At 61.6% G+C, this 21415-nt stretch carries 18 protein-coding genes; 8 read left to right on the top strand and 10 right to left on the bottom strand.

The annotated features are described in order from the left end of the window. Positions 1 to 252: 252 nt before the first annotated feature. Positions 253 to 852, bottom strand: a complete 600-nt coding sequence (locus DTP52_RS21595; RefSeq protein ID WP_162893819.1) for a helix-turn-helix domain-containing protein — start codon at positions 850 to 852, stop codon at positions 253 to 255. 281 nt (positions 853 to 1133) lie between these two features. Between DTP52_RS21595 and glnT the strand changes: the two genes are divergently transcribed. The 5 genes from glnT to DTP52_RS21565 all read left to right on the top strand — a co-directional run bounded on the left by glnT (position 1134) and on the right by DTP52_RS21565 (position 7301). Further along, positions 1134 to 2468: a type III glutamate--ammonia ligase gene (glnT, locus tag DTP52_RS21590; RefSeq protein ID WP_109755154.1), complete on the top strand. Its 1335-nt coding sequence runs from the start codon at positions 1134 to 1136 to the stop codon at positions 2466 to 2468. Positions 2469 to 2540: 72 nt separating this feature from the next. Beyond that, positions 2541 to 3446, top strand: coding sequence for a glutamine amidotransferase family protein (locus DTP52_RS21585; RefSeq protein ID WP_109755153.1), 906 nt, complete (start codon positions 2541 to 2543; stop codon positions 3444 to 3446). 11 nt (positions 3447 to 3457) lie between these two features. After that, complete coding sequence (locus DTP52_RS21580; protein ID WP_109755152.1) at positions 3458 to 4141, top strand: protein glxC; 684 nt, start codon at positions 3458 to 3460, stop codon at positions 4139 to 4141. Positions 4142 to 4161: 20 nt separating this feature from the next. After that, positions 4162 to 5502, top strand: a complete 1341-nt coding sequence (locus tag DTP52_RS21575) for an FMN-binding glutamate synthase family protein (protein ID WP_109755151.1) — start codon at positions 4162 to 4164, stop codon at positions 5500 to 5502. 473 nt (positions 5503 to 5975) lie between these two features. Further along, positions 5976 to 7301 (top strand): ammonium transporter, encoded by a 1326-nt coding sequence (locus tag DTP52_RS21565; protein WP_109755149.1) that lies wholly within the window; start codon positions 5976 to 5978, stop codon positions 7299 to 7301. 192 nt (positions 7302 to 7493) lie between these two features. Here DTP52_RS21565 and DTP52_RS21560 read toward each other — a convergent pair whose 3' ends face one another. The 9 genes from DTP52_RS21560 to DTP52_RS21520 form a co-directional block, all read right to left on the bottom strand. Beyond that, positions 7494 to 8417, bottom strand: a complete 924-nt coding sequence (locus DTP52_RS21560; RefSeq protein WP_178082497.1) for a bifunctional 5,10-methylenetetrahydrofolate dehydrogenase/5,10-methenyltetrahydrofolate cyclohydrolase — start codon at positions 8415 to 8417, stop codon at positions 7494 to 7496. Between the two features lie 97 nt (positions 8418 to 8514). After that, entirely contained in the window at positions 8515 to 10194 is a 1680-nt protein-coding gene (locus DTP52_RS21555; RefSeq protein WP_109755147.1) for an APC family permease, read from the bottom strand. Between the two features lie 77 nt (positions 10195 to 10271). Then, positions 10272 to 12614 carry a DUF1989 domain-containing protein gene (locus DTP52_RS21550; RefSeq protein WP_109755146.1) on the bottom strand — a complete coding sequence of 781 codons (2343 nt, stop codon included), beginning with the start codon at positions 12612 to 12614 and terminating at the stop codon, positions 10272 to 10274. A 15-nt stretch (positions 12615 to 12629) separates the two neighbouring features. Beyond that, positions 12630 to 13997 (bottom strand): NAD(P)-binding domain-containing protein, encoded by a 1368-nt coding sequence (locus DTP52_RS21545; protein WP_109755145.1) that lies wholly within the window; start codon positions 13995 to 13997, stop codon positions 12630 to 12632. 21 nt (positions 13998 to 14018) lie between these two features. Then, complete coding sequence (gene purU, locus DTP52_RS21540; protein WP_109755144.1) at positions 14019 to 14885, bottom strand: formyltetrahydrofolate deformylase; 867 nt, start codon at positions 14883 to 14885, stop codon at positions 14019 to 14021. 30 nt (positions 14886 to 14915) lie between these two features. After that, on the bottom strand, positions 14916 to 16046 hold the full coding sequence (locus DTP52_RS21535) for an aminomethyltransferase family protein (protein WP_109755143.1): 1131 nt from the start codon (positions 16044 to 16046) through the stop codon (positions 14916 to 14918). A 34-nt stretch (positions 16047 to 16080) separates the two neighbouring features. After that, positions 16081 to 17094, bottom strand: a complete 1014-nt coding sequence (locus tag DTP52_RS21530) for a DUF3445 domain-containing protein (RefSeq protein WP_109755142.1) — start codon at positions 17092 to 17094, stop codon at positions 16081 to 16083. Positions 17095 to 17103: 9 nt separating this feature from the next. After that, on the bottom strand, positions 17104 to 18033 hold the full coding sequence (locus tag DTP52_RS21525) for a PDR/VanB family oxidoreductase (protein WP_109755141.1): 930 nt from the start codon (positions 18031 to 18033) through the stop codon (positions 17104 to 17106). Then, a complete protein-coding gene (locus DTP52_RS21520) occupies positions 18030 to 18542 on the bottom strand; it encodes a dimethylamine monooxygenase subunit DmmA family protein (RefSeq protein ID WP_109755140.1) in 513 nt (170 codons plus the stop codon). The genes DTP52_RS21525 and DTP52_RS21520 overlap by 4 nt, the downstream gene beginning before the upstream one ends. Positions 18543 to 18831: 289 nt before the next feature. On the opposite strand from DTP52_RS21520, the gene DTP52_RS21515 reads away from it, so the two are divergent. The 3 genes from DTP52_RS21515 to DTP52_RS21505 are packed head-to-tail and all read left to right on the top strand — an operon-like array spanning position 18832 to position 21316. After that, complete coding sequence (locus tag DTP52_RS21515) at positions 18832 to 19911, top strand: ATP-binding protein (RefSeq protein WP_109755139.1); 1080 nt, start codon at positions 18832 to 18834, stop codon at positions 19909 to 19911. Continuing rightward, positions 19880 to 20551, top strand: coding sequence for a response regulator (locus DTP52_RS21510; RefSeq protein WP_109755138.1), 672 nt, complete (start codon positions 19880 to 19882; stop codon positions 20549 to 20551). Before DTP52_RS21515 ends, DTP52_RS21510 begins: the two co-directional genes overlap by 32 nt. Further along, entirely contained in the window at positions 20552 to 21316 is a 765-nt protein-coding gene (locus DTP52_RS21505) for a PAS domain-containing protein (RefSeq protein ID WP_109755137.1), read from the top strand. The last annotated feature ends 99 nt before the right edge of the window (positions 21317 to 21415 follow it).

The following is a 21415-nucleotide window of genomic DNA, read 5'->3' as shown; positions in this document are numbered from 1 at the left end:
AAAATATTCCTGAAATGGCTTTATAGGGGAGTGGAGGCTGAACGTCTAGAGGTTTGGGAAAGTTTTTTAACTGAGGGGAATTTTTTTTGCGAGGGAAGGCGACTCGTTTCCGTCGGTCGAACGCGGTCAAAAATGTGGGAGCGGGCTGCTCGCGAATGCGCTCTGTCAGTTGATATAGATGACAACTGACACATCGCATTCGCGAGCAAGCCCGCTCCCACAGGTTGATCTTCATGCATCGGGAGGGAGGCGTTACTCTTTGTCGTTGCCGTAGTTCATGATCGACAAAAGGCGGATAGGCACCTGCACCAGTTGCTCGGGGCCGTGGGGGATTTCGCCTTCGAACGTCAGGCTGTCGCCGGCTTCCATGCGGTAAAGCTGATTGCCGTGACGATAGATCAGTTCGCCTTCGAGCAAGTGAAGGAATTCGGTGCCGGGGTGAGAGAAGGTCGGAAACTCCTCACTCGCGTCATCCATGCTGACCATATAGGCCTCGAAGCTTTTCTTCGGCCCGCGGGTATGGTTGAGCAGATGGTACGTATGGCCTTTCTCGGTGCCACGGCGCACCACTTCCATGCCCTGGTCAGCCTTGACCAGAAGCGCACTGCCATCTTGCTGGTCGTATTCGCTGAACAACTTGGACAGAGGCAGGCCGAGCACGTCGCACAGACGGCTCAGGGTGTCGAGGCTGGTGGACACCTGGGCGTTTTCGATCTTGCTCAACATGCCTTGGCTGATATCGGCAATCTTGGCCACGTCAGACAATTTCAGATCCTGGGCCTGGCGCTGGCGCTTGATCTGCAAGCCCAGGTATTGCTCAAGCTTGAGGCGCGGGGCGGTTTCGGTCGGCATAGTCATCAAATCCTGCACACTTTCCGTTCAGTAATATTAGTTTCGCACTGAGAAAGTGCAAATGGCGGCGTTCGGCTCGCGTCTGTCGAGCGATATTCCCACTGGGAAAAGAATTTTCCCATATATACAGCACAAAAGCGCTTTTCTGGGAGCGACGGCGCTTCACTCGCGAATTTGGCAAGGGCCTTGCATTCCTATTGGGAAACTAACTTTCTTTTTAGGAATAAAAAGTCAGTCAAGGCCATCCACACTGTTTTGCCTTTCGCGAGGAGTGACGAGCAATGTTGCCAGCAGAAACCCAGCGCATCATCGACAAGCACGCAATCAAGTACGTGCTTGCGCAATTTGTGGATATCCACGGGGCGGCCAAAACCAAGTCGGTGCCTATCTGTGGGCTCAAGGCCGTGGCTGAAGAGGGGGCGGGTTTTGCCGGATTCGCGATCAGCGGCATGGGCATGGAGCCCCACGGGCCGGACTTCATGGCCCGCGGTGATTTGTCCACCCTGACCCCGGTGCCCTGGCAGCCGGGTTACGGGCGAGTGGTGTGCATCGGTCATGTCGACGGTAAGCCGCATCCGTATGACAGCCGTTATGTGTTGCAGCAACAAGTGCAGCGCCTGGCAGAAAAGGGTTGGACGCTCAACACCGGCCTGGAGCCCGAGTTCAACCTGATGCGCCGCGACGCACAGGGCAAACTGCAACTGGTGGACCCCAGCGACAACCTGGACAAGCCTTGTTATGACTACAAAGGCCTGTCGCGCTCCCGTGTTTTCCTGGAGCGGCTGACCGAAGCTTTGCAGGCAGTGGATTTCGAGGTCTATCAAATTGACCACGAAGACGCCAACGGCCAGTTCGAGATCAACTACACCTACAGCGACGCCATGACCTCGGCGGATCGCTTCACGTTTTTTCGCATGGCTGCCGGCGAAATCGCCAATGACCTGGGCATGATCTGCTCGTTCATGCCCAAGCCTGACCCGAAACGCGCCGGCAATGGCATGCATTTTCACCTGTCGATCAGCAGCGCCGAGAACAAGAACCTGTTCCATGATGCCAGCGACCCCAGCGGCATGGGCCTGTCGAAAATGGCTTATCACTTTGCCGCCGGCCTGCTGGCCCATGGCCCGGCGCTGTGTGCCTTCGCCGCGCCGACGGTCAACTCCTACAAGCGTCTGGTGGTCGGTAATTCGTTGTCCGGCGCGACCTGGGCGCCGGCCTTTATCGCCTTCGGCGCCAACAACCGTTCGGCCATGGTACGGGTGCCTTACGGCCGCCTGGAGTTCCGCCTGCCGGACGCCGGCTGCAATCCCTACCTGGTCAGCGCCGCGATCATCGCCGCCGGCCTGGATGGCATCGATCGCCAGTTGGAAATCGACCACGTCTGCAATGAGAACCTCTACAGCCTGAGCCTGGAACAGATCGCCGCGCGAGGCATCAAGACCCTGCCGCAATCGCTCAAGGAAGCCTGTGACGCCCTGGAAGCCGACCCGCTGTTCGCTGAGGTGCTGGGCCCGCAGATCGTAGGTGAGTTCATCAAGCTCAAGCGCATGGAATGGGTGGAATACAGCCGCCATGTCTCCGACTGGGAGATCCAGCGCTACACCGAATTTTTCTGACCCAGTGTTTTGACAACCATTCGGGCACCCGGCACGGCGTCGAGTGTTCACTGCCTCCGAAGGAGACTTGATATGTGTGGGATCGTAGGTCTTTACCTGAAAAATCCGCAGCTGGAGTCCCAGCTCGGCAAGCTCTTCGAACCAATGTTGCAGGCCATGACCGATCGTGGTCCGGACAGTGCCGGCTTCGCCATTTATGGCGATGAGGTGGCCGACGGCTGGATCAAGCTGACCCTGCAGGCGACCACCGACGGTTTCGACTGGAAAACCCTGATGGGTGAGCTGGAAGGGCGCCTTGGCTGCTCGCTGGACTGGTTCCAGAACGCCAGCGCTGCCGTGCTCAAGGTCAATGCCGAAGAGACGGCGGTACGTCTGGCCCTCGCCGAACTGGCGCCAAACGTGCGCATCATGAGCGCTGGCCAGAGCATCGAAATCCTCAAGGGAATGGGCTTGCCCCAGGAAATTTCCCAACGCTTCGGCCTGGCCGGCATGAAGGGCAGCCACATCATCGGCCACACCCGCATGGCCACTGAAAGCGCGGTGACCATGGAAGGCAGTCACCCGTTCTCTACTGGCGCTGACCTGTGCCTGGTGCACAACGGCTCGCTGTCCAATCACTTCCGCCTGCGTCAGGAACTCAAGCGCGAAGGCATTCACTTCGAGACCGACAACGACACCGAAGTGGCCGCCGGCTACCTGACCTGGCGCCTGCAGCAGGGCGACTCATTGAAAGAAGCGCTGGATCATTCGCTGGAGGATCTGGACGGTTTCTTCACCTTCGCCATCGGCACCCGCAACGGTTTTGCCGTAATCCGCGACCCGATTGCCTGCAAGCCGGCGATCCTCGCCGAGACCGACGATTACGTCGCCATGGCCTCCGAGTATCAGGCCCTGTCGAGCCTGCCGGGTATCGAGCATGCCAAGGTCTGGGAGCCGGTACCGGCCACTATGTACATCTGGGAACGCGAGTCAGCTTAAGGGGCGCACACATGAAAACCATCGATCTTTCCACTGCCACTGTGCGTGAACTCAATCAGGCGTTGCACGACCAGGTCAGCAACGTTGAAGACCGCGAATGGGTGGTGACGCATTCGGACGGCAAGCACAACCTCGCGGTCGGGGTGAACGAAGTGCTGTCCATCGATATCCAGGGTCACGCCGGCTACTACTGCGCGGGTATGAATCAGAAAGCCTCGATCACCGTCCACGGCAACGTCGGTGTCGGTTGCGCCGAGAACATGATGTCCGGCTACGTCCGCGTCAAAGGCAGCGCCTCCCAGGCGGCCGGTGCCACGGCCCATGGCGGGCTGCTGGTGATTGAAGGGGATGCCGGCGCGCGTTGCGGAATTTCCATGAAGGGCATCGACATTGTCGTAGGCGGCAGCATCGGCCACATGAGCTGCTTCATGGGCCAGGCCGGGCGATTGGTGGTCTGCGGTGATGCCGGCGATGCGCTGGGTGATTCCTTGTACGAGACCCACATCTACGTGAAGGGCAATGTGGAGTCCCTGGGCTCCGATTGCATCGAGAAAGAGATGCGTGCCGAGCACCTCCAAGAACTCCAGGACCTGTTGAACCGTGCCGGTTTCGCGCACAAGGCGGCTGACTTCAAGCGCTACGGTTCGGCCCGTCAGCTGTACAACTTCAAAGTCGATAATGCGTCCGCGTACTGATCCGCGCGAGGAGAACAGATATGAGCGACCTCACCAGCCAAAAAGCGGCACCCGTACTGCGCGAGTCAGCCACCTTCGATCGTCTGACCATCCAGGAAATCCAGCGTGCCGCCGAGACCGGCATCTACGATATTCGCGGCGGCGGCACCAAGCGCAAGCTGCCGCACTTCGATGACTTGCTGCTGCTTGGCGCCAGTGTTTCGCGTTACCCGTTGGAAGGCTATCGGGAGAAATGCGGCACCGATGTGATCCTCGGCAACCGCTTTGCCAAGAAGCCGATCCACTTGAAGATTCCGGTGACCATCGCCGGCATGAGTTTTGGTGCGTTGTCGGCCAATGCCAAGGAAGCCCTGGGCCGTGGCGCGACCATCGCGGGCACCAGCACCACCACCGGTGACGGCGGCATGACCCCGGAGGAGCGCGGCCAGTCGCAGCATTTGGTCTATCAGTACTTGCCGTCGCGCTACGGCATGAACCCGGACGATCTGCGCAAGGCTGACGCGATCGAAATCGTCCTGGGGCAAGGCGCCAAACCCGGTGGCGGCGGTATGTTGCTGGGGATGAAAGTCACCGAGCGCGTCGCCGGCATGCGCACCTTGCCGATTGGTGTTGATCAGCGCAGTGCCTGTCGTCACCCCGATTGGACCGGCCCGGATGACCTGGCGATCAAGATTGCCGAGATCCGCGAAATCACTGATTGGGAAAAACCGATCTACGTGAAAATCGGTGCCAGCCGGCCGTACTACGACGTCAAGCTGGCCGTGAAGGCCGGAGCGGATGTGATCGTGCTCGATGGCATGCAAGGCGGGACAGCGGCGACCCAGGAGGTCTTTATCGAGCACGTGGGGATTCCGATTTTGTCGGCCATCCCGCAAGCGGTACAGGCTTTGCAGGAGATGGGCATGCATCGCAAGGTCCAGCTGATCGTTTCTGGCGGAATTCGCAACGGTGCCGATGTGGCCAAGGCCATGGCACTGGGCGCGGATGCGGTGGCCATCGGCACCGCAGCACTGATCGCGCTGGGCGACAACCACCCGCGCCTGGATGAAGAGCTGAAGAAGATCGGCTCGGCGGCCGGCTTTTATGATGACTGGCAGAACGGCCGCGACCCGGCCGGGATCACCACGCAGGACCCGGAGCTGTCCAAGCGACTGGATCCGGTGGAGGGGGGCCGCCGCTTGGCCAACTACCTGCGCGTCCTGGTACTGGAGGCTCAGACCATGGCCCGGGCTTGCGGCAAGTCACACCTGCACAACCTCGACCCCGAGGATCTGGTGGCGTTGACGGTGGAATCGGCGGCCATGGCGCGAGTGCCGTTGGCGGGAACCAACTGGGTTCCAGGCTCTGGTACCGGTTATTGACAAAAACCTGTGGGAGCGAGCCTGCTCGCGATGACGGCGGCACCGTCAAAACTGCTGCAAGCTGACCCGCCGCTATCGCGAGCAGGCTCGCTCCCACAAGGGATCTGTGGCGTGCGCGATGCCTGTGAACGCCCCGGAAAAACCTGTGGGAGCGAGCTTGCTCGCGATGACGGTGGCACAGTCAAAACTGCTGCAAGCTGACCCACCGCTATCGCGAGCAGGCTCGCTCCCACAAGGGATCTGTGGCGTGCGCGATGCCTGTGAACGCCCCGGAAAAACCTGTGGGAGCGAGCTTGCTCGCGATGACGGTGGCACAGTCAAAACTGCTGCAAGCTGACCCACCGCTTTCGCGAGCAAGCCCGCTCCCACAAGTCCTGTTCCTGGCATTTATATTCGAGAGGCCGAAAAGGCCCGTCTCTCATTCTTTATTGCTCGCTGCCCGACACTCACCTTTCTTTGCAGGAGCTTTGAACATGGTCAATCGTCTTCTCGGCAAATCCCTTCTCGGTTTATTGGCGGCCGGTGCATTTGCGCCCTTGGCCCAGGCCGCCGATGCACCCGCCTTGAACACCGGCAGCACCGCCTGGATGGTCACTGCCGCGGTGCTGGTGCTGTTCATGTGTCTACCGGGACTGGCATTGTTTTACGGTGGCTTGGTCCGGGCAAAGAACATGCTTTCGCTGTTCACCCAATGCTTCGGCATCGCCGGCCTGGTCGGCGTGCTGTGGGTAATCTATGGCTACAGCATGGTGGTCGACAGCACCGGCATGATCGAGGGGCAGGTGACGTTCAACAGTTTCGTCGGTGGTTTGAGCCGGACCTTTCTGGCGGGCATGACCCCGGAGAGCCTGGTTGGGGATATTCCGGAAGGTGTATTCGTGACCTTCCAGATGACCTTCGCGATCATCACCCCGGCGCTGATTGCCGGTGCATTCGCCGAACGCATGAAGTTTTCGGCGGCGCTGTGGTTCATGGCGTTGTGGTTCACCCTGGTGTACGCCCCGGTGGCGCATATGGTCTGGGGAGGCGCGGGCGCTTTGATGCACAACTGGGGCGTACTCGATTTCGCCGGTGGCACCGCCGTGCACATCAATGCCGGTGTCGCCGCTTTGGCCGCGTGCCTGATTCTCGGCAAGCGCAAGGGCTACCAGAACACGCCGATGCCCGCCCACAACCTGAGCCTGACCATGGCCGGTGCGGCGATGCTCTGGGTGGGCTGGTTCGGTTTCAACATCGGTTCCGGCGGTGGCCTCAACGGCACTTCTGGCATCGTCATGCTCAACACCCAATTGGGGGCGTGCGCCGGTATTCTCGGCTGGATGTTCACCGAGTGGTTCAAGGTTGGCAAACCGAGTGCTTTGGGCTTGGCCAGTGGTGCCTTGGCGGGTCTGGTGGGCATCACGCCGGCGTGCGCGTATGTCGGCGTCGGCGGTGCGTTGGCCATCGGTTTGTTGTGTGGAGTGTTCTGCTACCTGAGTGTCACCGTGCTCAAGCGGCGCTTCGGTTATGACGACAGCCTCGACGTGTTCGGCTTGCACGGCATTGGCGGGATGATCGGCGCGGTGTTGACCGGGGTGTTCTGTGTGCCGTCGGTGGGGGGATTGGTCGAAGGCGTGACCATGGGGGCTCAGGTCGTTGCGCAAATCAAAGGCGTACTGCTGACGACGGTTTACTGTTTTGTCATCAGTTGGGTCATTCTCAAGGTGATCAACGCGGTGATCGGTTTGCGCGCCGATGAGTCGGTGGAGGAGATGGGGCTGGACCTGGCTGAACACAACGAGCGTGCTTACAACCACTGATAGTTACGGTTGTTTTTGGCTTTATTTGAGAAGGCCCGATATTTATATGGTTTGGCGTGCATATCCGTTTTTGCGGTAACGGATATACACACCAATCCCACCCAAAAAACACGCTAGGAACGGAAGATCAGAATCTCCGGGAACGATCAAGTAAACAGCATTACACCCTCGAACGGGTCGTACGCATTGTGCTCAACTCACCACCAGATGGCTGGCAGATGTCTGCCCGCGGGCCTGGGCCGCATGCTGCAACTGGCTGGCGATCAGGGTGTTCTTCAGCAGATAGGCAATGGTCATCGGCCCGACGCCACCGGGTACTGGCGTGATTGCGCTGGCGACGGTGCGCGCGCTGGCGTAGTCGACATCACCCACCAGATGGCTGCCGGATTCGTCCGTAATACGATTGATCCCGACATCGATCACCACGGCGCCAGGCTTGAGCCAACTGGCATCGATCAGCCCGGGACGGCCTACCGCCGCGACGACGATATCGGCCAGTCGACACAACGCCGGGGCATCGACGCTGCGTGAGTGCACCACGCTGACCGAACAGTGAGCCTGCAACAACAAGGTCGCCATGGGCTTGCCGACGATGTTCGAGCGCCCGACGACCACGGCGTGCAAGCCGCTCACATCGCCGCAGGTTTCGTGCAGTAGACGCATGCAGCCGCTGGGCGTGCAGGGTGTCAGCACTTCCATGCCTTGCACCAGGCCGCCGACGTTCTCGCGATGAAAACCGTCCACGTCCTTGACCGGGTCGATGGCCTGGATGACTGCCGCTTCGTCGATATGTCCCGGCAACGGCAACTGCACCAGAATGCCGTTCACCGTGACATCGGCGTTCAGGTGGGCAATCAGTTCCAGTACCTGGTGCTGGCTGGCATTGGCTGGCAGACGGTACTCCAGGGAGCGAATGCCGACTTCCTTGGCCCGCAGCAATTTGTTGCGCACGTAAACCTCGCTGGCCGGATCTTCGCCCACCAACAATACAGCCAGGGCGGGGTAGATGTGCCGGTGCGCGAGGGCCAGAACCTCTTCTCGAACCTCGTCGAGAACCAGGGCGGAGATGGCCTTGCCGTCGATATCGCGAGCAAGTGCGGGGGTGGTGCCGATCAAAAGAGTCACCGTTGTCTTGGATGATAGAGGGGCGAAATAATCACCGAGGCGTCGTTGCGCCTCGATGATTCATCAGGGATCTGCAAGCAAAGGGTGTTCAGACTACCAATTGATGGCTGCCGTACACCACTAGAACACCTGCGACCAGCGTGAGGTAAGGCAACCAGCCCGCGCGTTTTTGACCCGTATCAGCCTGGACGTAGAGATCGTTAAGCATGGCTTCGGGGAAGTGCCCGTTGTCCTGCACATAGTGGCGGTAGCAGAACACCGGCAGGATCAACAGCGCCAGCAGCAGGCCGGTCGTCAGGGTTCCCGCGCCCCAGATATCGGCGCCCAGCCCCATGCAGGCCAGGTTGACGAAGCTCAGCACACCACCGGCCGCCAGGAGCACGGTAGGGGCTTTGTACGGGCGTATCCAGTCGGGACGATCCAGACGATGGATCCAGCCTGCGTTGAGATTGAGGAAGTTGAAGATGATGTAGCTGACGTTGGACGCCGCGAGCACGAAGACATAGTCGGACATCAGCAACAGCAGCAGGTTGAAACACAGGTCGGTCCACATCGCGGCGGTGGGCGCGCCGTGTTCATTGGTGCGGCCCAGGTACTTCGGCAGCCAGCCATCCACCGACGCCTGGTACAAGGTGCGCGATGAGCCGGACATCGACGTCATGATCGCCAGCAGGGTGGCCAGGACCAGCATGATCAGCACGATGTTGGCGACCAGTTTACCGCCGCCGATACTGTCCGCCATCACCTGGCCGACGCCCATGCCGCTGTAGATCGCGGGCGACAGCAGGCCGCTGTAGACTGCCGGCGAAACCACTGCACCGCTGGCGTCCAGCACGGCCGGTGTCACCAGTTGGCCGAGTCCCAGGCTGCCTTGAAACGCCAGCGGCACCAGGGTGAACACCAGAATGCACAGCAGACCCGCATAGAAAATCGCCTTGAACGTGTCGCGCTTGGGGTCTTTGAATTCCCGTGTGTAGCACACCGCCGTTTCGAAGCCGTAGGTGGACCACGCGGCCATGAACAGACCGCCGGCCATCAGTGTCCAGCCGGACAGATCCCAGGGCCCATCGATCACTTGCCCGGCGGCATCATGGGCCAGGGGGTACAACGGCAGGAAATTGGCCTGGGCCGCATCGCCGGTGAGCAACGGCACCACGCCCACCAGCAGCAAGGGGATCAGCGACGTCACGCCGAGCACCAGGGTCAGGCGCGCCGAGCGCAGAATACCGCCATGCTGCACGGCGAACACCGTCAGCAGGATCAACAGACCGATGGCGAATGTCGCATTGATCCGCAGTGACAGGCCGCTCTTGATCCAACCCAGATCGAGCAGGGTCAATTGCCAGGTATTGATCAGCGCATCGGCGGGAAACAGTGCGGTGAGTATGTAGCCGGCTGCCAGCCCTGAACCGATCGACAGCACCGGCGACCAGGCCAGCCAGTTGCACCACACCGAAACCGGTGCGATCAGCTTGCTGTAGCGTACCCAGGCGACCGCGCCATAGACCGAGGCGCCGCCGGATTTGTGCGGGAACAGTCCGGCGATTTCGGCATAGGTGAAGGCTTGGATAAACCCGAACAGGATCGACACGATCCAGACGATCCAGGCCGGTTTGCCCACTGTGGCGGCAATCGCGCCGATTGAAAACAGCACCAGCGCGGGCACGCCACTGGCAACCCAGAAAGCCCCGCGCCAATCGATCTTGCGGTGCAGGCTGCCAACGGTGCTGGCGGCCTGCGGTACGGTCTCGAACGTAGTCGCTTCCATCTTCGTATTCCCATGTCTGAGTAGCGGAGTAGTGGGGGCAGTCAAAGTCAGGGTGGCGCCCAGGTCCGTCTGGTCGATCAACTGCGCACCCGGCTCTTTTGCGGGTCGTAGAAAATCGCTGCGGTGACCTCGGCGCTGATGCGCTTCTGCAGGCCATCGACTTTGCCGATCTCAAGCGTCGTGCCGACGTCGGCGCAGGCCACGTCGACCCGGCACAGCGCGATGTTGCTGGCCAGCAGCGGCGAGCGGCAGGCACTGGTGATGACCCCGACCTGGGCCCGGCCGCGATACACCGGGTCACCGTGGTGGGCGGCTTCGTTGCCACTCAGTTGCAGGCCCACCAGCTTTTGAGCGGGGTGGGCACTGCGCCGCAACAGCGCATCACGGCCGATGAAGTCGTCGGTTTTGCTGTTCATCGGCACAGAAAAACCGATACTTGCCTCGAAAGGATCGGTCTGGTCGCTGAACTCGTAGCCGGCGAAAATCAGTCCGGCTTCGATGCGCAGCATGTCCAGTGCTTCCAGGCCCAGCGGTACCAGGCCCAGCGGTTGGCCCAGTTGCCAGATCCGGTCCCAGACCCGCTCGGCATCTTCGGGCTGGCACCAGACTTCGTAGCCCAGTTCGCCGGTGTAACCGGTGCGCGAGATCATCAGCGGGCAGCCGTCGTAACCATCCAGGCGGCCCACCAGGAAGCGGAACCAGCCGAGGGTTTCCAGGCTCGGTTGGGTCGCTGGGGTCCAGACCATCTGCTTTAGCAGTTCACGACTCATCGGGCCCTGGACGGCCAGGTTGTGAATCTGCTCGCTGGCGGATTTGACCCAGACCTTCATGCCGAGCCTTTGCGCCTGTTCGCGCAGCCAGACTCCGGCGTAATCCTCACCGCAGATCCAGCGGAAATTATCCGGGCCCAGGCGCAGCAGGGTGCCATCGTCGAGCATGCCGCCATGCTCGTGGCACATCGCCGAGTACACCACTTGACCCACCGCCAGGCGCCGCACATCCCGAGTCAGGCAGTACTGCAACAAGGCTTCGGCGTCGGGGCCGAGTATTTCGAATTTGCGCAGGGCGGTCAGGTCCATCACCGCGACGCGTTCGCGGCAACCGAGGTATTCCTCGATGGCGCCATAGCCGTCGTAGCGCAGCGGCAGCCACCAGTTTCGGTAGTCGGTAAAGCTGCCAGTCAAGGCGCTGGTGCGTGAGTGGAACGCGGACTCACGGGTGAGGATCGGGTCGGCATCGGCCGTGGTTCGAGTACTCATGGCGATGGAAAAACGCTCCTTTTCGCTGTAGAGGCGGACATGGATATCGGTCGGGTTCCAGCCGTTGGCCGGGTCGATGTCATCCGGGCATGAGGTGCTGCCACACAGCAGATCGGTCATGGCTCGCAGCAGCACGTAGTCGCCGGGACGCGACCAGGGCTCGTCCAATGTCATCTGCTGGTGGGCGTCGATCCCGGTGTTGAAGAACAGATTGATCGCCGGCCAACCGCTGCGAGCCTTGACCCCGTGAGGCGCCAAGGCCCGGCTCAGGTTGTCGCTGCAGTTGTCGTGCCCGAAGTAGCCATGGCTCTCGTAGTAACGCGCGGCACAGGCCAGGGCGAAGGAGTCGTGGCGGCCGACGGTGTCACGCACCACTTCCAGCATCGGTTGCATCTGCCGGTCAAAAAACTTCGAGAACAGTCCCGGTGCCGGGTAGGCGCTGCCGTTCAAGGTGCGGGTAACGGTCTGGTCCAGGTCCAGTTCCTGGCCGCGATCCAACGCCCGCCGATCGAGGGCGACGAAGTCCGAGCATTGGCGGCCGGCGACGTCGAGCACCTGCACGTATTGCCCTTTGCCGACCGTGTAGCTGTGGGCGGTGCCGGCGTGAAGAGTGAATTCGTCGAGCAACTCGCCCAACGGTTCGGGTAATGCCGGGAGCAGCAGCGACGAGGGATTGGCCCGAGTCACCCACAACCGCAGCTCGCTGGGCCGGTATTGCCGATCGACGGACGTGGGACCGGCGGGCGCGGCGACAATCACCAACAGTTCATCGCTGGCGACAAACTGGCGGCTGAAGTCGGCAGGGCTGTCCTCGTCCCAGAGTGAAGCGGCATTGGGCAGGTGGTAGGGATCAACGCCGCGTCGGCGCAACGCCTGGTGGATACGTCGAGCTTGCAAGGTCGGTTCGGCGAGCCGTGCGCCGATGAATTCGCAGGCCGCCGAACCGCTCAACGCCCAGGCCGCCAGCGCGCTGTGACCGTGGGTGTCCACGGCCAGCAGTTCACAGGATTGCTGACCTTCAAGGTCGATCACTTGCAGGCTGTCGCCGGGCTGCAAGGCCACCAGCGTCAGGCCGCCGGCCGCCACCCGATAGCGCTCCAGGGCCGGGGCCCGGGCAAAGAGTCCGGGCTCGCGCGGATGGGAAACACGAGGTGCGTTCATGGTGGGGCTCCCGGGTCAACCGATCGACTTGACGGACATCGGCGGCTCAGCGAGGTACGCCGCCATCGAGTCGTCCAGTGCATGCAACCAAGGGGTGTGGTGCGGCGGTGACTGGGTTCCGGTCATCAACGAGCGATAGGACTTGTCGCGATAACCCATGATGTTCTCCGCTTTGTCGTGCTTCCAGTGCAGGAAGGTTTCATTGACGGCGGCGATGTCGAAGTTCGGGTAGTCGGTGGCGTTCACCAGGTGCTGGATGTAGGCGCCCTGGTATTCGAACATTTGCTGGTTGGTTTCCAGTGTCTGTTCCTGTTCGTGCCATTGCCGGCTGTCGGCGATCATTTCGGCCTGGCCGGGCAGTTGAATGCGCCTCAGGATGACATCGCGGGCGTACCAGGCTTGGGCGTCGAACATGTTGAACGAGTACCACTGATCCTGCATGCCGAGGTAGATCAGTTGCGGGTTGGGCTCCCAGAAAATGCCTTTGTACAGATTCATCGGCCATAGCCGGTTATCGGTCTTGAGGCACAGTTCGTCCGGCAGGAAGGGGAAGTGATGTTTGTAGCCGGTGCAGAGGATCACCGCATCGACGTGCTTGTGGGTGCCGTCGATAAAGTACGCGCGGTTTTTTTCCAGGCGCTGCAACAACGGTTTTTCTTCCCAGTTGGCGGGCCAGTCATAGCCCATCGGCGCGGTGCGGTAGCAACTGGTGATGCTGCGGGCGCCGTATTTGTAGCACTGGGAACCGATGTCTTCGGCAGAATAGCTGCTGCCGACGATGAGCAGATCCTTGCCCTTGAACTCCAGTGCATCGCGGAAATCATGGGCGTGGAGGATGCGCCCGCCGAACTGCTCGAATCCGGGGAAGTACGGCATCTTCGGTGTCGAAAAGTGCCCGCAGGCGTTGATCACATAATCGAACTGCTCCGAGGTCTGGGTACCGCTGCCGTGGTCCTGGGCAACCACCGTGAAGCGGCGAGTCTCTTGGTCAAAGGTGACCTGGCGCACCACATTGTTGAATCGGATGTAATCCCGTACTCCGGCTTTTTCGACACGGCCCTTGATGTAATCCCAGAGCACTTCCCGCGGCGGGTAAGAGCCGATGGGGCGGCCAAAATGCTCTTCGAAGGTGTAGTCGGCGAACTCCAGGCATTCCTTCGGGCCGTTCGACCACAGGTAGCGGTACATGCTGCCATGCACCGGTTCGCCGTTCTCGTCCAGACCGGTGCGCCAGGTGTAGTTCCACATGCCGCCCCAATCCTGCTGTTTTTCAAAGCACACCAGTTCGGGAATGGCGGTGCCCTGGTCGCGGGCTGACTGGAAGGCGCGAAGTTGAGCCAGGCCGCACGGGCCGGCGCCGATGATTGCTACGCGTAGTGTCATGAGCGTGCCTCCTGAAGGGTTTCAGCGAAAGATCACTGTCTTGTCCTGATTGATGAACACCCGGTGTTCCAGGTGGTATTTCAGGGCTTTGGAAAGGGCGACGGTTTCGGTGTCACGGCCGATGGCAACCAGCGAATCGGGCAGGTGAGTGTGGTCGACGCGCTGGATTTCCTGCTCGATGATCGGCCCCTCGTCGAGGTCGCTGGTGACGTAATGGGCGGTCGCGCCGATCAGCTTCACGCCCCGGTCATACGCCTGGTGATAGGGTTTGGCGCCCTTGAAACCGGGCAGGAACGAGTGATGGATGTTGATGGCCCGACCGGACAGTTGCTGGCACAGGCCGTCGGAGAGAATCTGCATGTAGCGGGCGAGTACTACCAGGTCGGTCTGGGTGTCCTCGACAATGCGCATCAGCTCGACTTCCTGGCTGGCCTTGCTGTCCTTGGTGACCGGCAGGTAGATGAAGCGAATGCCTTCACGTTCGGCCATGGCCCGCAGGTCCAGGTGATTGGAGACCACGGCAGTGATGTGCATGTCCATCTCGCCCTTGCGGTGGCGGTACAGCAGGTCGGTCAGGCAATGGTCGAATTTGCTGACCATCAGCAGCACTCGGGTTGGCTGGCTCGAGCAGAACAGTTGCCACTGCATGTCGAAGCCGCCGGCCAGGTCGCCCAGGTCTTCGCGCAGGGCGCCGATATCGCCGGTCACGCCGGTGTTGAAACGAAAGACCGCGCGCATGAAAAACTGCCCGGTGAACTCATCGTCGAATTGCGCGAGCTCACTGATGTAGCACTGTTGCCGGGCCAGGCAGGTACTGATCGCGGCGACGATGCCGGACGCGGCCGGGCAGTTGATCTTGAGAATGTAGTGTTCGCTGGAGGTGTCCATCGAGGGCTCCCGATGCAAAGTGGTAGAGGCTCAGCCCTTGGCCGTGCGCTTGGTTTTTTCCGGGTCGTCGAAGGGAAGGGCGTGGGTCACCGCGGCGCTTTCCTGGCTGCCACGCACCTGCAAGGCAATCCCGGGAACCGAGCAGGCGACGTTCATGCGGGCGATGGCCATGGAGCGTTTGCTCAGGCGCGAATACATGCCGCAGGTGATCACCCCGACTTGCTGGTTGCCCTGCCACAGGGTGTCGCCAGCCTCGGCGGCGCGCACGCCTTCGAGCAACACGCCGGTGATCTTGAAACGCTCCTGGCCACGCAACCGGAAGTGCTCTTCGGCGCCACGGAATTCGCGTTTGTCTGGAGAAACGGTGAAGTCCAGGCCCATTTCCCAGAGGGTGTCGCCGGCCTTCTGGTCGGCGAAGGGGTACATCTGCGAGTTGTCGTAGGGAAAAAACATCAGCGAGCTTTCCACCCGCAACCAGTCCAGGGCGGTAAAGGCGCAGGGGATGATGCCCAGGCCCGCGCCCTGTTCGAGGATGCTGTCCCACAACGCCGGGGCGTCGGCCGCCTTGCAGAAGATCTCGTAGCCGCGTTCGCCGGTGTAGCCGGTGCGGGAGATCATCACCGGGCGATCGAACAGGCGGGTTTGCAGGTGATGGAAATAGGGCAGCTGGCGAATCCCGGGGACGTGCTCGGCGAGAAAGTCCACCGCCAGCGGTCCTTGCAGCGACAGGTCGTGCAGGTCGTCGTCGAACAGCACCGCCACTTGCCGGCCCTGGGATGAACGCACCAGCATTTCGTGACCGCTGCCGGCGCCGTGGACCACCATGAACGCGTTGGGCCCGGTACGGTAGACGATGCAGTCATCGACGAACTTGCCTTCCTCGTCGAGCATCGAGGCATACACCGATTTGCCGGGGTAGAGCTTGGCGATGTCGCGGGTGGTCGCCCATTGCAGCAGGCTTTCGGCATGGGGGCCGACGTAGTGGACTTTCTTCAGCCCGGAAACGTCCATCAGCCCGGCGCGGGTGCGGATCGCTTGATGGTGATCGGCCAGGTCGCTGGCATAGGTCCAGGCAGTGCCCATGCCGTTCCAGTCTTCCAGGTTCGAGCCGAGTGCGCGGTGCCGTTCGGCCAGTGCAGAAATACGCCATGAGTGAGCCATGTGAGGATCCTTGTCGGTGAAAGTGGGTCAGGGTTCAGGCCTGGTCGAAGCGGCTCAGCCACTGGACCAGGGTCTGTCGGTAGCGGCTCATGCCTTTGTAGTCGGCGATCGGCTCGGGCAGGTCGCGCAGCACGCGGTGCAGGCGACAACCCCAGCCGGGTTGAGTGACCAGTTCGTCCATGCTGATCAGGTAGGTGCGGATGCTGAACATCACCGCGTTACTGCGCGGCAGACGGGCCATCACTTGCAGTTCGACGCGCAGATGCACCTGTTGCCCGACGTTTTCGGCGGTGATGCGGCCGCGGTCGGCGCCCCATTCATGGAAAGTTTCGGGCGAGGAGTCCAGGCGCGGGTTGATGGTCAGCGTCCAGTTCAGGCGCCGCACCGGCTGGCCCACTTGCAGGTTGAGCAGGTACTTCAGCGCGCGGTCGAACACGCCCATCTGATGGGCCATGGGCACCGGTGAATGCCACTGCTTGAAGCTCATGCCGGCGTCGAAGGCCAGGGACCAGTCGGCCGGGCTGGTGACCAGGCCGGCGTCCATGTACAGATCGCCGTCGCGCTGATCGAGCAGGGCAAAATCGCCCTGCACCTGGCGGCCGATGAATTCCAGCGGCTCGCAGGGCAGGCTGGTGGCGTCACCGAAGACAAAGTGTTGATCGATATTGAGCAGCGTGTTGTGCCAATGCCAGTGATCACCGTCACGCGCCAGCTGGAACCACTGCGGATAGTCAGTGGTGAGGTGTTCCATGAGCATCTGCAGCGCATCCCAGGCGGCCACTTGCATGTGCGGCATCACCAGATAGCGGCGTGGATCCTTGTCCAGCACCAGGGCGCGTTCGGCCATTTCCGAACGGTAGTGTTCGTCGATGTCGAAGCCGTGCTGGTAAACCGAGCCGGGATCCCGGGACGTCGCCGGTTCGATGTTCACCGAATACAGGTAGCTGTCCTCGGTGAAGGGGAAGGGAAAACGGCGGATGGCCGTGGGGCTGTTGCGAAAGCTGAAGTCGTCTCGGTAACTCTGCACGGGGCTTGATTGAATGGTCATGGTCGACTCCTAAAGGTCCAGCGAAACGCAAGGGTCGCAGCCGCGGGAAACACAGGGCATGAGAAATTCAGCCTGCTCGGCGGGGCTCAGAAAGCTGTCGCGGTGTTCGATTTTTCCGCCCACGTGGCGGGTCATGCATTGGCCACAGACGCCGCCGCGGCACAGGTTGGGGATTTGCAGTCCGGCGGATTCCAGGGCTTCGAGCAGGCTTTGTTCGCCGCCGACCCGCAGGCGTCGGCCACTGCGCAGCAGTTCCAGATCAAAGGGCTGGCCTGGCTTTGCGGCACTGAAGGCTTCCCAGTGCACCCGGCCGGGCGGCCAGCCAAGGACACTGGCCTGCTGCCGAACCGCATCAAGCAACGGTTGCGGACCGCAGGTGTAAACGTGGCTGCCCATCGGCCGATCCCGCAGGATGTGGTTCAGGTCCGGGCGGCAGGCGTAGGTGTGCAGTCGCGATCCCAGCCGCTGTTGCAACTCCTCGACATAGGCATCGCTCAGGCCCGGGCGATAGAGGTAATGCAACTCGAAGGGGGCTTGGCTTTGTTCCAGGGCCGCGATGTAGGCCATGAACGGCGTGATGCCGATGCCTCCGGCGATCAGGATGTGCAGGCCGGCGGTCGAGTGCAGCGCGAACAGATTGGCCGGCGGCGAAATCTGCAGCGTGTCGCCAACCTGAACGTGCCGATGCAGGTAGTGCGAGCCGCCGCGGGAGGCTTCCTGCAAGCGTACGGCGATGCGGTAATGCCGGTTGTCCGCAGGGTCGCTGGTCAGCGAATAGGCATTGCGCACCTTGCCTTCGGTCAGCGGCAGGTGAACCTGCACGTGGCTGCCGGGGGAGAATCCTGGCAATGGCCCGGTGCAGGATTGAAGGGTGAATTCGCGCACCGCCGGGGTGAGCATTCGTGCCGCGCTGACCCGCACCTCAAGCGCGACGCTCATGGCCTTACTCCGCTATAAGGCCGGTCGGGGTTGCTGCAGACGCCGAGGTACGCCCCCAGGCGTTGGGAAAAGTGTTCGCGCACTTCCAGCCCGACATCGCAACCGATGCAGTTCAGCAGCGGTTGCGGCCCGGCAGACTGGGTCAGGCCACAATGCACGCAATACACCCGGCGCGGGCCGGCCAGCGTGCGGGTGATGTCGATCTCGTCATTTTCCAGACCGGCGCTGCGGGCCTCGCCGTGGATGCGCCAGATAAAAGCCTCGTCGCCCATGATGTAGAGGTGGCTGCCGACGGTGGCGTTGACCAGCGCCTGATGCCAGCGCCGGGCAAAGTCGGCGCTCTCGCCGTTCAGCACCAGGGGCTGTTCCAGTGTCCCGACAAAGGGTGAGCCGGCGGCTGCGGATTGCATGACCACGATATGCCGGGTGACGCTTTCACGCGGCAGCGGCTGGCGATAGCGCGGGAGGCTGTGAAGTCGGTCCGGGGCGGCGCTGTGTCTATCCGTCATGTGGGCTTTCCTGGCTGATCCGCGCCTGTGGAAGGGCGAGAAAGGTGGCGTTGGACGGGAAAAATGTTTCCTGTTGGGGAAGATACTTTCCTATGGGGAAAATCTTCTCAATCCGGAAAAAGGGCTATGTCTTTGGAGATAAGCCTTGCGCGACCTCTGTTCGGGGCATGGAAGTTGCTGGTCGTTGCTCAGGGCTGAGCAACCGGACGGGGAGTTATCCAGAGTGCGAATACGAGCGCAGTGGTGGCCGCTCTGGTTGGGGCGTATCCGCCCCGACCAAGCGCGCAGCGTGCGAAAACTACTGGCAGGATTGCCCTTGTGCCAGGTGCACGCTGACGGTGCCTTGGCGGGTTTTCTGGACCGTTTCGAAGCACTGCTGCCCAGCTGCAAACTCAATCTGATCCTGGGCGGCGAAGACCTGGGGCCGGCGCGGCGCGGATTGCTCGAAAGCTGTCAGGGCGTAGCGCGTTGCCCTTGGCGTGACTCGACGCTGGCTGAGGCGGCGCAGGTCTGTGGCGCTTGCCGGCAACGGGGTGTACATCGCCTGCTGTGTGCCTTGCCGCCAAGTGACGATTCGTGCAAAGGGCTGTTGTTGCTCGATACCCCACAACCGGCCCACGCCAGCTGGCGCCCGTTGCTGGAAGAGGCGGCGCAGGCGGTCGGCGTCACCGTGCGCTTGCGCTGCTACACCCGTGAGCAACAGCGCAAACAGGCCACCTCCCGGCACGGCGCATTGGCTCGTGAGCTGCACGATTCGGTGGCTCAGCAGTTGGGTTACCTGTCGTTCCAGGCGCGTTTACTGCAATCGCAGTCGGGCGAGCCGGTGCAGGCCAGCGCCGGGTTGCAGGAACTGTGCGTCGGCTTGAGCCAGTTGCAGCGCCAGGTGCGCGAGCTGATCACTAACGCTCGCCTGACCATGGACGGGCGCTCGCTGCGCCAGGCCCTGGCCGACTCCATCGCGGAGTTTTCGCGACGCTGCATCATTGTTTTCGAACTGGACAATCGCCTGGCTGACGATGCCTTGAGCCCCGGCACCGAGCTACAGGTTTTGCAGATCATTCGCGAAGCACTGGCCAACGCGGTGCGCCATTCCCATGCGCGGCATGTACGCATCGAGTTGCGGCAAAACCAGGACGGTGATGCCTCTATTTCGGTGGAGGATGACGGCATCGGCCTGAGCCCGGCGTCAGGGGAGGAAAACCACTTTGGCCTGGCGATTATCCGCGAGCGCGCCGCGAGCATTGGCGCCCGGCTGACAATTGAAGCGATCCGCCCGCATGGGGTCCGCGTACACCTTGGCCTTCGCCGCCACCAAGACCTGCCAGAGGGGAGTTTCGATGGACTGCACGACCTTATTACTGATCGATGATCACCCATTGTTTCGCAAAGGCCTGGCGCAGCTGTTCGACGCCAGTGACGACTTCGAAGTGGTGGGGCAGGCGGCCAGCGGTCGCGAAGGCATCAACCTGGCCGTGAGCCTGGCGCCGCAGCAGGTCTTGCTCGATCTGCACATGCCCGGTTTGAGCGGTTTGCAGGTACTCGACGAACTGCGTCAGTTGCGCCTCGACTGCCAGGTGGTGGTGCTCACCGCGTCGATGGATCGCGCCGAGCTGCTGACGGCCTTGCGCCTGGGGGCCAGTGGCTACGTGCTCAAGGAAACCGAGCCCGATGCGTTGTTGAGCTACATGCGCAATTGCCACAAGGGCGCGATCGTCCTGGATTCAACCCTGGTGGCCCTGCTGGCCGATCAAGGCGGGTCGGTGAGCCGGACCACTCACGATCTGGACCTGCCAGACACAGGCAACCTGACCGAGCGCGAGGGGCAGACCCTGGCCCTGATCGGCGCCGGCATGAGCAATAAACAGATCGGCCGGGAACTGGGGATCAGCGATGGTACGGTCAAGATCTATGTGAGGAATCTGTTGCAGAAGTTCAGCCTGCACTCTCGCCTGGAGCTGGCGGCGTGGGTGCACAACGGTGCGTCGATGAGACACGAGGAGCGTCATTAGATGATGGAACGACCAGAGGCATTTGTGCAGACACTGCCCTTGCACCTGATGGATCGCTTTCCGGCGGCGTTGCTTGAACTGGGCGACAGCGGTCAGATTGCCCACTTCAACCTGGCCTGGGTCGAGCTGATGGACCTGCCAGGCACGGAACGCAACCTCATCGACTATGTGCACCACGAAGACCGTTCGTTGTGGCGTCAGGCCCTGCATGAACTGCGTCGACGCCCCGAAACCTCCTTCAACCAGCGGCTGCGTTTTGTTCACCCTTCGGGGGAACTGCGTTGGTTCGAGGTCAGCCTGAAGCGCGGGCCCCAGGGTTTCTATCTGGTGGCCGGCGACATCACTGCGCACAAGCGGCGCGAGATTGCCTTACAGGCGAGCCAGCGCAGCAGCATGAGCCTGCTCGACAGCATGCCGGGGCTGATCTATCGCGGTCGCAACAACCGCGACTGGACCATGGAATTCGTCAGTGCCGGGTGCCTGCAACTGACCGGGTATCCACCGGAGCGGCTGGTGGACAACCATGAATTCACCTACAACAGCCTGATCCTGGCGCAGGATGCCGATTACGTCTGGCGCGAGGTGCAATATGCCTTGTCGCGGCAGGAGCCGTTCGAACTCAATTACCGGATTCGTTGCGCCGATCAGTCGATCAAGCATGTCTGGGAAAAGGGCGTCGGGATCTATGCCGACACGCGTGAAGTGCTGGGTATCGAGGGGGCGATTTTCGAGCGCAGGGCGGATCGGCCCAGAGCCGACAGGTGACGGCAGAGGCGCTCTCCTTTTTTGAATCCTGAAGCACTTTGTAGCGAGGGGATTACCCCCTCGCTACAAAGAAGCGCCTAAGTGCTACGGATGGGCCTG

This window comes from Pseudomonas sp. 43mfcvi1.1 (genome assembly GCF_900115935.1).
Taxonomy (GTDB): Bacteria; Pseudomonadota; Gammaproteobacteria; order Pseudomonadales; family Pseudomonadaceae; genus Aquipseudomonas; species Aquipseudomonas bijieensis.
The sequence above is the reverse complement of the archived record's forward strand: the minus strand, read 5'-3'. Positions and strand labels throughout refer to the sequence as shown.

Excerpts from the sequence above, each read along its gene's own strand:
- DTP52_RS21585 (WP_109755153.1), top strand. The coding sequence starts at position 2,541 with ATGTGTGGGATCGTAGGTCTTTACCTGAAAAATCCGCAGCTGGAGTCC.
- DTP52_RS21505 (WP_109755137.1), top strand. The coding sequence starts at position 20,552 with ATGATGGAACGACCAGAGGCATTTGTGCAGACACTGCCCTTGCACCTG.
- DTP52_RS21550 (WP_109755146.1), bottom strand. The coding sequence starts at position 12,614 with ATGAACGCACCTCGTGTTTCCCATCCGCGCGAGCCCGGACTCTTTGCC.
- DTP52_RS21510 (WP_109755138.1), top strand. The coding sequence starts at position 19,880 with ATGGACTGCACGACCTTATTACTGATCGATGATCACCCATTGTTTCGC.
- DTP52_RS21525 (WP_109755141.1), bottom strand. The coding sequence starts at position 18,033 with ATGAGCGTCGCGCTTGAGGTGCGGGTCAGCGCGGCACGAATGCTCACC.
- DTP52_RS21575 (WP_109755151.1), top strand. The coding sequence starts at position 4,162 with ATGAGCGACCTCACCAGCCAAAAAGCGGCACCCGTACTGCGCGAGTCA.
- DTP52_RS21530 (WP_109755142.1), bottom strand. The coding sequence starts at position 17,094 with ATGACCATTCAATCAAGCCCCGTGCAGAGTTACCGAGACGACTTCAGC.
- DTP52_RS21535 (WP_109755143.1), bottom strand. The coding sequence starts at position 16,046 with ATGGCTCACTCATGGCGTATTTCTGCACTGGCCGAACGGCACCGCGCA.
- DTP52_RS21555 (WP_109755147.1), bottom strand. The coding sequence starts at position 10,194 with ATGGAAGCGACTACGTTCGAGACCGTACCGCAGGCCGCCAGCACCGTT.
- DTP52_RS21545 (WP_109755145.1), bottom strand. The coding sequence starts at position 13,997 with ATGACACTACGCGTAGCAATCATCGGCGCCGGCCCGTGCGGCCTGGCT.
- DTP52_RS21565 (WP_109755149.1), top strand. The coding sequence starts at position 5,976 with ATGGTCAATCGTCTTCTCGGCAAATCCCTTCTCGGTTTATTGGCGGCC.
- glnT (WP_109755154.1), top strand. The coding sequence starts at position 1,134 with ATGTTGCCAGCAGAAACCCAGCGCATCATCGACAAGCACGCAATCAAG.
- purU (WP_109755144.1), bottom strand. The coding sequence starts at position 14,885 with ATGGACACCTCCAGCGAACACTACATTCTCAAGATCAACTGCCCGGCC.
- DTP52_RS21520 (WP_109755140.1), bottom strand. The coding sequence starts at position 18,542 with ATGACGGATAGACACAGCGCCGCCCCGGACCGACTTCACAGCCTCCCG.
- DTP52_RS21580 (WP_109755152.1), top strand. The coding sequence starts at position 3,458 with ATGAAAACCATCGATCTTTCCACTGCCACTGTGCGTGAACTCAATCAG.
- DTP52_RS21595 (WP_162893819.1), bottom strand. The coding sequence starts at position 852 with ATGCCGACCGAAACCGCCCCGCGCCTCAAGCTTGAGCAATACCTGGGC.